This is a genomic window from Microbacterium sp. ZW CA_36, assembly GCF_044987475.1.
Lineage (GTDB): Bacteria > Actinomycetota > Actinomycetes > Actinomycetales > Microbacteriaceae > Microbacterium.
This window is the reverse complement of sequence record NZ_JBJDRL010000023.1, coordinates 16,874-31,446: the sequence shown is the minus strand read 5'-3', so window position 1 is coordinate 31,446 and position 14,573 is coordinate 16,874. Positions and strand designations below refer to the sequence as shown.

Genomic DNA, 14,573 nt, shown 5'->3' with positions numbered 1-14,573 from the left:
GATCGCGGTCATGCTGGGCTCCTCCTGATGGGGAGAGATTCGCATTCTCCACTCGGCCGGGAGTGGAGAATGCGAACCTCTCTTCCGAAGCTATCTTCGAGTCTGTAGGATGTCAATACCGGATCCGGGCGCCGATCTCTCGAACGCGACACGCGGCCGGGTTGTTCCCCAGATGCCCGCGATCCGGATACGGTTTCGATACGAGAACCCCACCACGGGCCTCCGACATTCGAAGAAACAGCGCTCCACCGCCGAGCGCAGGACGGAGCCGGAAGATGAGCGACGCGGCCGGGCGAGACAAGCCCCAGACTCGTCGGCGCAAGAGCCTCAGCGACAAGCAGCTGGCGATCCTCGAGGTGATCCAGCGGTCGATCGCACGGCACGGCTACCCGCCGAGCATGCGCGAGATCGGCGACGCGGTGGGCCTGAAGTCGCTCTCCAGCGTCACCCACCAGCTCAACCAGCTCGAGCTGAGCGGCTACCTGCGTCGCGACGCGGGCAAGACCCGCGCGATGGAGGTGCTGATCGACCTGCCCGGCACCGCGACCGAGAGCCCCGCCGACACCTCGCCCTCCGTGGGCGATGCCGCACTGGTGCCCCTCGTCGGCCGCATCGCCGCCGGCGTGCCCATCACGGCCGAGCAGCAGGTCGAGGAGATCTTCCCGCTCCCCCGCCAGCTCGTCGGCAAGGGCGACCTGTTCATGCTGAAGGTGTCGGGCGAGTCGATGATCGACGCGGCCATCTGCGACGGCGACTGGGTCGTCGTACGGTCGCAGGCCACCGCGGACAACGGCGAGATCGTCGCCGCGATGCTCGACGGCGAGGCGACGGTCAAGACGTTCCGTCAGCGCGACGGCCACACGTGGCTGCTCCCCCGCAACTCCGCGTTCGAGCCCATTCTGGGCGACGAGGCCACGGTGCTCGGCAAGGTCGTCGCGGTACTGCGCGCCGTCTGAACCTCGCGCCGACGGATCCCGGTGTCGGACGCGTTCGAGGCCGGAGTTCGACGCCGAACCGCGAGGTGGGTGGCGGTGCGTCATCCGCAGGCGCTATAAGGGGGGAATGACCGACCTCACCGCCGCAGACGAGACTGCCGCGCTCCGCGCGCGCCTCGACGCCCTCGAAGCCGAGAACGCCCGCCTGCGCGCCGAGACGCCGCCCTCACCACCGGTGACGGCCGCGGCCACGGACAGGCCGCACGGCAACCGCTGGCGAGCCTTCCTGTCGGCGCTGTGCATCGTCATCGCGACGATCCTCGTGCCGGTCTCCATCGTCGCCGCCTGGGCGCGCGTCGAACTCGTCGACGAGACGCGATTCGTCGAGACGTTCGCACCGCTCGCCGACGACCCGCAGGTGCAGGCGATGGTCGCCGATCAGGTGACCGTCGCCATCGAGGACTCCCTCGACCTCGAAGGCCTCACCAACGACCTGTTCGACGGCATCCAGCAGCTCGACCTGCCGCCGCGCGCTCTCGCCGCACTCGACCTGCTCCGCGCGCCCGCCGCCCAGGGCCTCCAGAACCTCGTCGACACCACGGTCACCCGGCTGGTGGAGTCCGACGCCTTCGCGGATGTGTGGGAGACGGCGCTGCGCGCGAGCCACCGATCGCTCGCGGCGGTCGCAGCCGGCGGCACCTCCTCGGGTGCGGTGGTCATCGGCGAGAACGGCGAGGTCGGCATCCAGCTCGGGCCGATCATCGAAGAGGTCAAGAAGCGGCTCGTCGACCGCGGGATCGGGTTCGCCGAGTCGATCCCGGTCATCGACAGGACCATCGTGGTCGCGCAGAGCGACGCGCTCACCGTCGTCGGCACCGTCTACAACCTCGCGGTCGCCGCGGGCTGGTGGACCCCGATCGTCGCGCTGGTGCTCTTCCTCGCCGGCATCCTCATCGCACGGCGACGGTCCACCGCCGTGCTGGGCACCGGCGTCGGCATCGCGCTCGGCACGGGCGTGCTGGCGATGGGCCTGGGCATCGGCGGGTCGATCCTCGCGCTCAGCGCGCCGAACCTCGGTGTTCCGGCGGGCGCCCTCGCATCGATGTACGAACAGATCACCTCCGCGATGCGCGACACCGCGGTGGTCCTCACCCTGCTGGGCGTGGTGATCGCCGTCATCGCCTGGATGTCGGGCCGCTGGCGGGGCGCACGCGCCGCGCGCGGCGGCGTCGCCTCCATCAACGCCGGCGCGCGGGGTGCCCTGCTCAAGCGCGGTGTCGACACGGGCCGGTTCGGCGCGTGGCTCTACGCCCAGCGCGTGCTCGTGCGGATCGTGCTCGGAGCCCTGGCCATCGTGTGGCTGATGCTCCTGCGCCCGCTCTCGGTCGGCGAGGTGTTCCTCGTGCTCGTCGTGTGGCTCATCGTCTGGTGGGTGTTCGAGCTGCTGCAGCGCCGTCCCGAAGAGGCCGCGGCCGCCGCTGCACTCGCCGACGAAGCAGCAGCTGCCGCCGGTGCCGCCGAGTCGGTGCCTGCCGTCGACGGCGAAGCCGACACCGTCGTGATCGTCGACGGCGATCCCGCCGACCCCGACGCCGACACTCTCGTGATCGAGACGGATGCCGCGACCGACGCGGCCGCGGCACCCGGATCGAAGAAGGGCTCCTAGGCCGGCACGGTCGCCCGCACCGCCTGCGTCGCCGCCACGAGGTTCTTCAGCGACGCCACGGTCTCGTCGTACCCGCGGGTCTTCAGCCCGCAGTCCGGATTGACCCAGACGCGGCGCAGCGGCAGCTCGGCGACCGTGCGGTCGAGGAGCTGAGTGATCTCGTCCACCGACGGCACGCGCGGCGAGTGGATGTCGTAGACGCCCGGTCCGATGCCGGCGGCGAAGCCGGACGTCGCGATGTCTCCGATCACCTCGCCGCGGCTGCGGGCCGCCTCGATCGAGGTCACGTCGGCGTCCAGCGCCGCGATCGCGTCGATCACGACGTCGAACTCCGAGTAGCAGAGGTGCGTGTGCACCTGCGTGGCCGGCGCAGCGCCGGCGGTCGCGAGGCGGAACGAGCCGACCGACCACTCCAGGTAGGCCGGCTGGTCGGCGCGCTTGAGCGGCAGCAGTTCGCGCAGCGCCGGCTCGTCGACCTGGATGACGCGGATGCCGGCGCCTTCGAGGTCGGCGATCTCGTCGCGAAGGGCGAGCGCCACCTGGTTCGCCGTCTCCCCCAGCGGCTGGTCGTCGCGGACGAACGACCACGCCAGGATCGTCACCGGACCGGTCAGCATCCCCTTCATCGGCTTGTCGGTCAGCGACTGCGCGAAGGCGGACCATGCGACGGTGATCGCCTCGGGACGCGCGACGTCGCCCCACAGGATCGACGGCCGGGTCGCGCGCGAGCCGTAGGACTGCACCCAGCCGTTCTCGGTGACCGCGAAGCCCTCGAGGTTCTCGGCGAAGTACTGCACCATGTCGTTGCGCTCGGCCTCGCCGTGCACGAGAACATCGAGCCCGATGTCCTCCTGCAGCGTCACCACCTGCGCGATCTCATCGCGCAGGAAGCTCGCGTACTCGTCGGCGCTGAGCTCACCGCGGCCGTGCCGTGCACGCGCGCGCCGGATGTCGCCGGTCTGGGGGAACGATCCGATCGTGGTCGTCGGCAGGACCGGGAGTGCGAGCTCGACCTCCTGCGCCGCCACGCGGTCGTCGTAGTCGCCGCGGGCGAAGTCGTCCGCACCGAGCGCCGACGCCCGCTCCCGCACCGCTCCATCGCGCACGCCGGGCGCACTGCGCCGATCCGCGAGCGCGGCGGATGCCTCGGCCAGCGCGTCCGCGATGGCCGGACGGCCACTGACCAGTCCGCGCGCGAGGCTCGCCACCTGCGCCACCTTCTGGTCGGCGAACGCCAGCCACGTCACCAGGCGCGGGTCGAGCGTCGTCTCGTCCTCGACGTCGTGCGGCACATGCTGCAGCGAGGTCGAAGTGCCCGCGCTGATCTCCGACGCTCCGAGCTCGTGCAGCGCCTGCAGCCGCTCCCACGCGGCGTCGAGATCGCCCCGCCACACGTTGCGTCCGTCGACGACTCCGCCCACGAGCGTCTTGCGGTCCAGGCCCGGCACAGCCTCGGGCACCGCACCGCGGGTCAGATCGATGGCGACCGCCTCGATAGGAGCGGCCGCGAGCGCCGTCCACGCCTCGGCCGACAGCTGCGCGTAGCCGGCCGCGACGAGGATCGCGGGCCGGTCGCCACGCACCCCCAGCGCGGCGTATGCGCGGGCCGCGGCATCCGCCAGCGCGGCCGCGTCGGCCGGCAGGCTCTCGCTGACGAGCGCAGGCTCGTCCAGCTGCACCCACTCGGCGCCCGAGGCCCGCAGACTCGCCAGCAGCTCCGCGTACACCGGCAGCAGGTCGTCGAGCCGGCTGAGGGGGTCGAAGCCCTGGGGCGCGGCATCCGTCGCCTTCGCGAGCGCGAGGAGCGTCACCGGGCCCACGATCACCGGGCGAACGGTGAATCCGTCAGCCTTCGCCTCTGCCACCTGGCGCGCGAAGCGGTCGCTCGAGAGGGCGAAGACCGTCTCGGGGCCGACCTCGGGCACGAGGTAGTGGTAGTTCGTGTCGAACCACTTGGTCATCTCGAGGGGGGCGTCCTCGCCCGCACCGCGCGCGGCGGTGAAGTACGCGTCCAGGCCGATGCCGCCGTCGGCATCGCGGAGCGCGCCGAACCGGTCGGGCAGCGCGCCGACCGTGACGGCCGCGTCGTGCACCTGGTCGTAGAACGAGAACGACTCCGGGATCGACGAGTCGTCGCGACCGAGGCCGAGCTCGGCGAGGCGCTCGCGCGTCGCGCGGCGCAGTCCGGCCGCCGTCTGCTCGAGGGTCTCGGCGTCGGTCTGGCCGGACCAATACGCCTCGACCGCGCGCTTCAGCTCGCGGCGGCGCCCGATCCGGGGATAGCCCAGGATCGTGCCGTGGGGGAAGGTGATGCGGGGTTCGGTCATCGTGCTCTCTCTTTCGCTTCGTTCATCTCGGAGTGGGGGTTCTCGGGGGTCGCCGAAGAGACCGTCGGGGCATCCGACGGATCGCGGCGTCCGGGTCAGTGGACGGCGTCGGGCATTCGCGTCGCCGAGGCGAGCACGCCGGCCTCACGCAGCACGTCGAGGACTGTGTCGTGGTTGTTGAACGCGTACAGATGGATGCCGGGCGCGCCGCCGTCCACGACTTCGCGGGCGAGGCGCGCGGCGTGCGCGATGCCCACCTCGCGCTGCCCTTCGGCGGTCGGCTCGAGGTCGAGCGCGATGGCGAGGTCCGCGGGCAGCTGCTCCCCCGTCAGCTCGAGCACGCGGCGCAGCCGAGCGCCCGAGGTGATCGGCATGATGCCGGGGAGGATCGGGATCGTCACTCCGGCGTCGCGCGAACGCGCCACGAAAGCGAGATAGTCGTCGGCGTGGAAGAACAGCTGGGTGATCGCGAGCGTGGCGCCCGCCGCCTGCTTGGCGAGGAGGGCGTCGATGTCCTCGAGCGCGTGGCGCGAGCGGGGGTGACCGTTCGGGAATGCCGCGACCGCGATGTCGACCTGCGCCCGCTTCTCGACGCGCACGGCTCCCGGCACACCCGGGATCAGCGCCTCGGTGTAGGGCTCGCGCTCGGCCTGCACCCGGTCGATCAGCTGCACGAGCTCGGCGGCGCTCGAGAGGTCGCCCAGGAAGGCGTCATCCTCGGAGGCCCCGGCCGGCGGGTCGCCGCGCAGGGCGAGGAAGCTCGTGATGCCGGCATCCAGGAACTCCCGGATCAGCGTGTTGGCGCCCGCGTAGGTGTTGCCCACGCATGTCAGGTGCGCAAGCGGCTCGACGTGGGTCTCGCGGAGGATGTGGGTCAGCAGCTCGAGCGAGCGGCCGCCCGTCGAGCCGCCCGCGCCGTAGGTCACCGAGATGAACCGGGGGTCGACGGACGCCAGATGGCGGATGGTCTCGTGGAGGGCGGCGACGCCGGCATCGGATCGGGGCGGGTACACCTCGAACGAGATCGGCACGGGAGGAGTGCTCAGGTCGATGGACATGGGCCTGCTTCTCAGGGATCGGACTCGGGCTCAGCCGAACGGGAAGACCCGGACGGCCGCGGCACCTCGCCTCCGCCGTGCGGCGGAAGGGGTGTCATCGCGGGCGGGTGCCGGGCTCGGCTGTCGCTCCTGCCCGGAACCCCCAGGTTCGGGGGCGTCCTCGCGGACGACCGGGCGTCGATGCGTCCACGGTAGCGGAGCAGTCCCGCGCCCGGCCTCCTGTGACCTTCTGTTTCGATCGCGCGACGCGCACCGTTGGTCGTACCGTGGTCTGCGTGACGACACCCGACGTTCTCCCGTACGGCAGCTGGCCCTCTCCGATCGCCGCGGCGGAGGTGTCGGCCGCATCTCCCCGCCTCGAGGGCGCCCGCTTCGTCGGCAGCGGCCGCCGCCGGCCCGAAGTCTGGTGGGGCGAGTCCGTCGCCGAGGAGGGAGGACGTTCCGCCGTGCGCCGGCGGGCGGCATCCGGCGCCGTCGTCGATGTGCTCCCGGCGCCGTGGAGTGCGCGGTCGCGCGTGCACGAGTACGGCGGCGGATCGTGGACCGCCGACGACGACGGCGTGCTCTACTTCGTGGAGAAGTCCGACCAGCGCATCTGGCGCCTCGCCCCCGACGACGAGCCGCGCCCGCTCACGCCCGACGCCGGCGACGTCCGCTACGGCGGGCTCACGCTGCAGCACGGCCGGCTGCTGGCCGTGCGGGAGGACCACACGGCGGGTGCCGCGCCGGTGCGCGACATCGTCGTCGTCCCCCTCGACGGCTCCGCGCTGCAGCATCCCGAACGCCTCACGTCGCTCGCCGGCGGCAGCGACTTCGTCGCCCATCCCGCGCTCTCGCCGGACGGTGCGCACCTCGCGTGGATCGCCTGGAACCACCCGAACATGGCCTGGGACCGCGCCGAGCTGCGCGTCGGGCGACTCGACGGCGGCGAGGTCGTGGAGTGGACGACCGTGGCGGGCGGCGAATCGTCTCCCGCCGAGGCGCACTCGCCGCTGCAGCCGGTGTGGGTCGGCGACGACGACCTGCTGTACGCCGACGATCCGACCGGCAGGTGGAACCTGTGGCGCCTTCGGCTCACGGCCGACCTTCACCACGAACAGGTCGCGCCGGGCGATGCCGACACCGGGGGGCCGCTGTGGGTGCTCGGCACCCGCTGGTTCACGGCCCTGGACGACGGCCGCGTCGTCGCGGTGCAGACCGACGGGTCGGACGCGCTCGTGCGGATCGACCTTGACGGAACGGAGCGCGTGCTGCCGCTCGACGCCGTCACGCGGCTCTCGATCGAGGACGCCCGCGGCCGCCGTGTTCTCGTCTCCGGCGCCGGCTCCGGCGGTGCCGGGCTCTGGGAGCTGGACGTCGACGACCCCGGAGCGGCGCGGCTGGTCGTCGGCGGCGCCTCACCCTGGGGCGCGGAATGGATGCCGCGGGCGCGCGCCGTCACCGTGCCCGGGCCGCATGGACCCGTGCACGCGTTCGACTACCCGCCGACCAACCCGCGCGTCGTCGGGTCCGGCGACGAGAAGCCGCCGTACGTGGTCTTCGTCCACGGCGGGCCGACCGCTCACGTCGGCGGCGCGGCATCCGGCAAGATCGCCTACCTGACGAGCCGCGGCATCGGGGTGCTCGACGTCAACTACGGCGGCTCGAGCGGGTACGGACGGGCTTACCGGGAGCGTCTGCTCGGACAGTGGGGCGTCGTCGACGTCGACGATGTGGTGGCCGCGGCGCGGGGCCTGGCCGCGTCGGGCACGGCCGACGGGAGTCGTCTGGCCGTCGCAGGAGGCTCCGCCGGCGGATGGACGGTGCTCTGCGCACTCGCGAACTCGGACGCCTTCGCCGCGGGCATCAGCCGCTACGGCGTCGCGGACCTGCGCCGTCTCGCCGAAGACACCCACGACTTCGAGGCCCGCTATCTCGACGGGATGGTCGGCCCGCTCCCCGAGGCCGAGGAGCTGTACGTCGAGCGGTCGCCGCTGACGCACCTCGATCGGATGCGGACGCCGCTGCTGATCGAGCAGGGACTGGAGGATCGGGTCGTGCCGCCCTCGCAGTCGGAGGCGGTGCGCGACGCCCTCGCGGCGAACGGCGTCCCGCACGCGTACCTGGCGTTCGAGGGTGAAGGCCACGGCTTCCGCAGCGCCGACACGCTCGTGCGCACGATGGAGGCCGAGCTGTCGTTCCTCGGCCAGGTCCTCGGGTTCGAGACGCCGGGCGTACCGCGGCTCGATCTCGCCTGAACGCGCGCGTGCCGTCCCGCTCCTGCGCCCGGCAGGAGCGGGACGACGCGCGTCAGACCTCGAACGGAGCGAGACGCGCGGCGAGATGCTCGCCCACGCGAGCGTGGACGGCCGTGCCGCCCTCCTCGTGCTCCTGCGACAGGATCATGCCCTGCTCGTGGATGGCGGACACCAGGTCGCCGCGGTCGTACGGCACCAGTGCGCGCACCTCCACCGCCGGAAGCGGCAGCGCGTCCTCGATCGCCGTCCGGAGCTCCTCGATGCCCTCGCCGGTGCGCGACGACGCGAAGATCGCCCTCGGCTCGAGACCGCGCAGCAGCAGACGGGTGTCGTCGTCGACGAGATCAGCCTTGTTGAACACGATCAGCTCGGGGATGTCGCGCGCCCCGACATCGCCGATCACGTCACGCACCGTCGCGAGCTGGGCGGCCGGATCCGGGTGCGAGCCGTCGACCACGTGCACGATGACGTCGGCATCGCCGACCTCTTCGAGCGTCGAGCGGAACGCCTCGACCAGCTGGTGCGGCAGGTTGCGCACGAACCCGACGGTGTCGGTGAGCGTGTAGACGCGGCCGTCGCTCGTCTCGCTGCGCCGGACGGTCGCGTCCAGCGTCGCGAAGAGGGCGTTCTCGACCAGCACGCCCGCGCTCGTCAGCCGGTTCAGCAGCGACGACTTGCCGGCGTTCGTGTACCCGGCGATCGCGACCGAGGGGATCGTGTTCCGCTTGCGCTCGGCGCGCTTTGCGTCGCGCGCCGGTGCGAACTCGCGGATCTGCCGGCGCAGCATGGCCATCCGCGTGCGGATGCGACGACGATCGAGCTCGATCTTCGTCTCACCGGGTCCGCGCGAGCCCATGCCCGCGCCGCCGGCGCCCACCTGGCCACCTGCCTGGCGGCTCATCGAGTCACCCCAGCCGCGCAGGCGCGGGAGCAGGTACTCGAGCTGTGCGAGCTCGACCTGCGCCTTGCCCTCGCGACTCTTGGCGTGCTGGCTGAAGATGTCGAGGATCACCGTCGTGCGGTCGATCACCTTGACTTTCACCACGTCCTCGAGTGCACGTCGCTGGCTCGGTGCGAGTTCGGTGTCGGCGATCACGGTGTCGGCGCCCACGGCGGCGACGATGTCGCGCAGCTCCTCGGCCTTGCCGCGTCCCACGTAGGTCGCGGGATCCGGGTGCGGCCGCCGCTGCAGCACGCCGTCGAGCACGACGGCGCCGGCGGTCTCGGCCAGCGCCGACAGCTCGCGCAGCGAGTTCTCGGCGTCCTCCGTCTCGCCCTGCGCGTGCACGCCGACCAGCACGACGTTCTCGAGTCGCAGCTGGCGGTACTCGACCTCGGTGACGTCCTCGAGCTCGGTGGAGAGCCCCGGAACGCGGCGCAGCGCCGCACGCTCCTCGCGGTCCCACTGCTCGCCGTCGGTGTCTGCGCGCCCGATCGTGGTCTCGTCCTGGAGCGCCTGGGCGGCTCCGAAGACGTGCACCCCCGAGCGCGCTTCGGCGCGCGCCAGCACGCGATCCACCGGGTCGACCGGCGTCTCGTCGGTGCTCTGGGGTGTCGTCGTATCCGTCATGTGTTCCTTTCGGGATGCCTTTTCCGACGCTCATCGGCCGGTTCGCGGCATCCGTGAATTCTACGCTCCCCTCCCGGGGAGCACCTCCGCTAGGCTCGTCAGCCATGGGGAGCGACCACTATTTCAGTGCGACGCCCGCCAGCCCCGAGAATCTGCGCCGCATCCGCGTCTCGCTGGCCGGACGCGATCTCGAGGTCACCACAGCCGGGGGCGTCTTCAGCCCCGACCATGTGGACTCGGGAACCGCGGTGCTGCTGTCGAACACTCCCCCGCCGCCGGCTGGAGGGAACTTCCTCGACCTCGGCTGCGGGTGGGGACCGATCGCACTCAGCCTCGCACTCGACGCCCCGCACGCGACCGTGTGGGCCGTCGACGTGAACGAACGAGCACTGGACCTCGTGCGGCGCAACGCGGCGGATCTCGGGCTCACGAATGTCAACGCCACGCTGCCCGACGATGTTCCCGACGACGTCGTGTTCCGCACCATCCGCTCGAATCCCCCCATCCGCGTCGGCAAGAACGAGCTGCACGGCCTGCTCGAGCGGTGGATCCCCCGCCTCGACGAGCGCGCCGACGCCTGGCTGGTGGTCCAGCGCAATCTCGGGTCGGACTCGCTCCAGCGATGGCTCGCGTCGACGCTCGATCGTCGCTTCAGCGTCTACCGCGCCGCGACGGCGCGCGGATTCCGGGTGCTCAAGGTGCGACGCCACGGCTCGCCCCAGAGCGAGCCGATCACGCTGCCCGAACTCTGAGCGCCGCTACGCGAGCGTGACGTCGCCGGTGTAGACCAGGGTCGCCGGCCCTGACAGCAGCACGTGCCGCTCGCCGTCGAGCTCCGGCATCCGCACGCCCAGCGTGCCGCCGGGAACGTCAACGACCCAGTGGTCCGGCGCGGCGGGACCTGCCCAGTGCCGCACGGCCAGCGCCGCGGCCGCGACGCCCGTGCCGCAGCTCAGCGTCTCGCCGACTCCACGCTCGAACACGCGCATGCGGATCGCCCCGACGCCGTCGCGCACGAGAGGGTCGCTGGGCACGACGAACTCGACGTTCGCGCCATGCGCGGGCTCCGGGTGCAGCTGCGGCTGCGCCGCGAGGTCGAGGCCCTCCAGCTCGACGTCGTCGGGGAGCGCCACGACCACATGCGGGTTGCCCACGTCGATCCCGATGCCGGGACGCGGCGCTCCACCGCCGCGGGTGCGGACCAGCACGCCCGAGTCGTCGACCGCGAACCGGCCGAGGTCGACCTCGAAGCCGCGATCGCTGCGGGTGACGGTCTTGACGCCGGCCCGGGTGCCGATCGCGAGCGGTGCAGCGTCGACGTCGGCCCAGCCGACATCCACGAGGTAGCGGGCGAACACCCGGATGCCGTTGCCGCACATCTCGGCCTTCGAGCCGTCGGCGTTGCGGTAGTCCATGAACCACTCGGCTCCGGAAGCCGCCGCGTCGGCTCCCTCGGCCATCGCGCTCGCCCGCACCACCCGCAGGATGCCATCGCCGCCGATGCCGAAGCGCCGGTCGCACAGCACGGCGACCTGGTCGTCGGTGAGATCGAGCGCGCCGTCGGGGTCGGGGACGATCACGAAGTCGTTGCCGGTGCCGTGGCCCTTGGTGAACGCGATCGTCTGCGGCATCGTCACAGTCTACGGTCGCCGGCGCTCCCTCCTCCGCGGCTGCGGTCGCTGTCGGTGGCGCTGGCGCCGGCGCTGTCACATCCCGGCACGCCGCGGTGTCTTGTGGGTAGGACCATCAGGAGGAGACAGCATGCGCGGCATCGCGATCGAGACCGACCGGGCTCGCGGCGAGGACGGGCGTCGCCGGTCGCAGACCGACCGGCTCGCCGAGCGCCTCGGGAGCATCACCGTGTTCGGTCACCGCATCGACGGCACCTGGGCGGAGCTCCGTCGCCGCCGCGTCCCCACCCACTGGACCAACGTGTTCGGGGCCGTCACGCTGGGGTCCCTCGTCGTCGTGACGGTGACGGGCATCCTGCTGATGTTCTTCTACACACCGTCGAGCGAGGGCACGGTGTACGCCGGGTCGTACGCTCCCCTTCACGGCACCGAGGTGTCGAAGGCGTTCGCCTCGACGATGCACGTCACGTTCGACGTGCCGGGCGGCGTGGTCCTGCGACAGGCGCATCACTGGGCAGCACTGCTCCTGCCCGCCGCTATCACCGTGCAGCTGGTGTCGACCTTCTTCACCGGCGCCTTCCGACGGCCCCGGCGTGCCATGTGGGTGCTGCTGCTCCTGGCGCTGATCGCCGCCCTTGCGAGCGGGTGGAGCGGCTACGCACTGCCTGACGACATGCTGTCGGGCACCGGCCTGCGGATCGTCGAGGGCATCCTCCTCGGCATCCCGGTCATCGGCACGTGGCTCGCGTCCGTCCTCTTCGGCGGGGCGTTTCCGGGCCGGATCATCGAGAACCTGTATCCGCTCCACATCGTGGTCTTCCCCGGAGCGCTCCTCGCGCTCGTCGCGCTCCGCGCCCTCGCGGCGTGGCGGCATGGCCCGCCGCAGTTCCCCGGTCGCGGCCACACGCCCGAGAACGTGGTCGGCGTGGCTCTCGTCCCGACAGCCGCCACCCGGGCGGGCGGGCTGTTCCTCGTCGTCACAGGGCTGCTGCTGCTGATCTCGGCGACCGTCACGGTGAGCCCGATCTGGCTCTACGGTCCCGCCGACCCGGGCAACGCCGGTGCGGGAAGCCAGCCGGACTGGTACACCGGGTTCCTCGACGGCGCCCTGCGCCTGGTGCCGCCGGGGTGGGAGTTCGTGTGGCTCGGCCGCACCTGGACGATGGCGATCCTGGCCCCGCTCGCCGTCGTCGGCGCCTTCTTCGCCGCCGTCGCCGCATACCCGTTCCTCGAGGAGTGGGTCACGGGAGACCGTCGGGACCACCACCTCCTCGACCGGCCTCGCTTCGCGGCGACGCGCACCGGCCTCGGCGTCGCCGGACTCGTGTTCGTGGGTGTCCTCTGGGCGGCGGGCGGCGCCGATATCATCGCCACCGCGTTCTCGGTCAGCATCGAGCACGTGATCACCGCGCTGCAGGTGGCGCTCATCGTCGCGCCTTTCGTGGCGTTCACGATCGCTCGCCGCGTCTGCTTCGGTCTGCAGCGGAAGGACGCCGGCCTGCTCCGGCACGGGTACGAGACCGGGCGGATCGTCCGCCTCCCGGGCGGCGAGTACGTCGAGATCCACCAGCCACTCGACGAGACCGAGCGGGCTCGTCTCGCGATGCCGGACGATCCGACGGGAAGCGCTCATGAGCCGATCACGGGCGAGGCGGGTCCGCTCACGCGTCGCCTGCGCCTGGGTATGCGCAGGTACTACAACGGGGGCCGCATCGACGCCGAGCCCGCCGATCACGAGCCGCGTGACAGCACGCGAGCGCTCGAGGCGCCTGTCAGTCGGCGATGAGACGCTTTCCGGTGGCCCACGTCTCGAACGTCTCGTAGCCGAGCGCCCCGTAGAAGCCGTGCGCCGAGTTGTTCTCGGGGCGGACCATCAGCTGCACCTTGGGGCAGCCCAGCTCCAGGAGCCGCTCCTCGGCGACCTCGACGAGGCGGCGTCCGATGCCCTCCCCTCGCCGGGCGGGATCGCTCGCGAGGTAGTAGAGCCATCCGCGGTGCCCGTCGTATCCCGCCATGACGGAGCCGACGATCGCGCCGGCGGCGACGGCGACGAGGAACAGCTCCGGCTGCACCGAGAGCTTGCGGTTGATGTCCTGGTAGGGGTTGTTCCACGGGCGGGTGAGGCCCGTGGCCTGCCACAGCGACACCACAGCCTCGGTGTCGGCCAGTTCGAAGGGCCGGATCGCGATGCTCATGCCGACGAGTCTGCCAGGCCAGCGGCATCCGCTCCGGATTCCACCCACCGCAGCGCGTCATAGCGCCGGAACCATGAGACCTGCCGGCGGGCGTACCGGCGGGTCAGCGCCTGGGTCTCGGCGATCGCCTGGGCCTCGGTCATCTCGCCGGTCAGCTGTGCGAGCGCCTGCGCGTAGCCGATCGCGCGCCGCGCGGTGACGCCGCGCTCGAGCCCCCTCTCACGCAGCGCGCGGACCTCATCGAGGATCCCGTCGCGCCACATCGCATCGACGCGGGCGTCGAGGCGGACGACCAGCTCGTCGCGGGGCACCGCCACGCCGACGACGCGAGTCGCCGCGTGCCACAGCACCGGCTCTTCAGGAAGCGCCGCGCCGTGCGTGCGCTCTCCGAGCTCGAGCACTTCGAGCGCGCGCACGATGCGGCGTCCGTTGCGGGGATCGACCCTGGCCGCGGTGGCCGGGTCGAGCTCGCGCAGGCGAGCATAGAGGGCGCCGGGGCCGTGAGCGTCCAGCTCGCCCTCGAGACGCGCCCGCAGCTGCTCGTCGCGGGGCGGGAAGCGGAAGTCGAAGAGCACGCTCGACACGTACAGCCCCGAGCCGCCCACGAGGATCGCATCGGAGCCGCGGCCGTGGATCTCGCGGATCGCGGTGCGCGCGGCATCCTGATACCAGGCGACCGCCGCGTCGTCGGTGACCTCGAGCATGTCGAAGAGGTGGTGCGGGATGCCGCGCCGCTCGGCCTCGGGGAGCTTGGCCGTGCCGATGTCCATGCCGCGGTAGAGCTGCATCGCATCGGCGTTGACGATCTCGACCCCTCGACCGCGCACGGCCAGCGCCTCGGCGAGATCGAGCGACAGCGCGGTCTTGCCGGTCCCCGTCGCGCCGACCACGGCCCACAGCCGCGGCTGCGAGGCCGCAGCGTCGTCTGCGGAGGGGCCGTCGCTCACGGTCGGG

General features: G+C 72.0%; 11 protein-coding genes. 5 read left to right on the top strand and 6 right to left on the bottom strand.

What is annotated here, in order from left to right:
• The first annotated feature begins 275 nt into the window (after positions 1-275).
• A complete protein-coding gene (lexA, locus tag ACI3KX_RS11665) occupies positions 276-956 on the top strand; it encodes a transcriptional repressor LexA (RefSeq protein WP_349427076.1) in 681 nt (226 codons plus the stop codon).
• Between the two features lie 106 nt (positions 957-1,062).
• The gene (locus ACI3KX_RS11660; protein ID WP_404909879.1) at positions 1,063-2,601 is read left to right on the top strand and encodes a hypothetical protein; all 1,539 of its coding nucleotides are present in this window, start codon (positions 1,063-1,065) and stop codon (positions 2,599-2,601) included.
• Here the strand turns inward: ACI3KX_RS11660 and metE are convergent.
• Positions 2,598-4,928 carry a 5-methyltetrahydropteroyltriglutamate--homocysteine S-methyltransferase gene (gene metE / locus ACI3KX_RS11655; RefSeq protein ID WP_404909878.1) on the bottom strand — a complete coding sequence of 777 codons (2,331 nt, stop codon included), beginning with the start codon at positions 4,926-4,928 and terminating at the stop codon, positions 2,598-2,600. The two genes, ACI3KX_RS11660 and metE, sit on opposite strands and share 4 nt — an antisense overlap.
• 95 nt (positions 4,929-5,023) lie before the next feature.
• Entirely contained in the window at positions 5,024-5,986 is a 963-nt protein-coding gene (locus tag ACI3KX_RS11650) for a methylenetetrahydrofolate reductase (protein ID WP_404909877.1), read from the bottom strand.
• Between the two features lie 275 nt (positions 5,987-6,261).
• Between ACI3KX_RS11650 and ACI3KX_RS11645 the strand changes: the two genes are divergently transcribed.
• Entirely contained in the window at positions 6,262-8,223 is a 1,962-nt protein-coding gene (locus ACI3KX_RS11645; RefSeq protein WP_404909876.1) for a S9 family peptidase, read from the top strand.
• A 52-nt stretch (positions 8,224-8,275) separates the two neighbouring features.
• Here the strand turns inward: ACI3KX_RS11645 and hflX are convergent, their stop codons facing one another.
• Complete coding sequence (hflX, locus tag ACI3KX_RS11640) at positions 8,276-9,793, bottom strand: GTPase HflX (protein WP_363357681.1); 1,518 nt, start codon at positions 9,791-9,793, stop codon at positions 8,276-8,278.
• Positions 9,794-9,897: 104 nt separating this feature from the next.
• Between hflX and ACI3KX_RS11635 the strand changes: the two genes are divergently transcribed.
• The gene (locus ACI3KX_RS11635) at positions 9,898-10,545 is read left to right on the top strand and encodes a class I SAM-dependent methyltransferase (protein WP_404909875.1); all 648 of its coding nucleotides are present in this window, start codon (positions 9,898-9,900) and stop codon (positions 10,543-10,545) included.
• A gap of 6 nt (positions 10,546-10,551) precedes the next feature.
• Here the strand turns inward: ACI3KX_RS11635 and dapF are convergent, their stop codons facing one another.
• Positions 10,552-11,424 (bottom strand): diaminopimelate epimerase, encoded by an 873-nt coding sequence (gene dapF, locus ACI3KX_RS11630; protein WP_363357683.1) that lies wholly within the window; start codon positions 11,422-11,424, stop codon positions 10,552-10,554.
• 130 nt (positions 11,425-11,554) lie between these two features.
• On the opposite strand from dapF, the gene ACI3KX_RS11625 reads away from it, so the two are divergent.
• Positions 11,555-13,210 carry a cytochrome bc complex cytochrome b subunit gene (locus ACI3KX_RS11625; RefSeq protein WP_404909874.1) on the top strand — a complete coding sequence of 552 codons (1,656 nt, stop codon included), beginning with the start codon at positions 11,555-11,557 and terminating at the stop codon, positions 13,208-13,210.
• Here ACI3KX_RS11625 and ACI3KX_RS11620 read toward each other — a convergent pair.
• Together ACI3KX_RS11620 and miaA are read right to left on the bottom strand one after the other, a co-directional pair.
• Positions 13,197-13,619, bottom strand: a complete 423-nt coding sequence (locus ACI3KX_RS11620) for a GNAT family acetyltransferase (protein WP_349427067.1) — start codon at positions 13,617-13,619, stop codon at positions 13,197-13,199. The genes ACI3KX_RS11625 and ACI3KX_RS11620 overlap by 14 nt on opposite strands.
• Entirely contained in the window at positions 13,616-14,566 is a 951-nt protein-coding gene (gene miaA, locus ACI3KX_RS11615) for a tRNA (adenosine(37)-N6)-dimethylallyltransferase MiaA (RefSeq protein WP_404909873.1), read from the bottom strand. The genes ACI3KX_RS11620 and miaA overlap by 4 nt, the downstream gene beginning before the upstream one ends.
• Positions 14,567-14,573 lie beyond the last annotated feature (7 nt).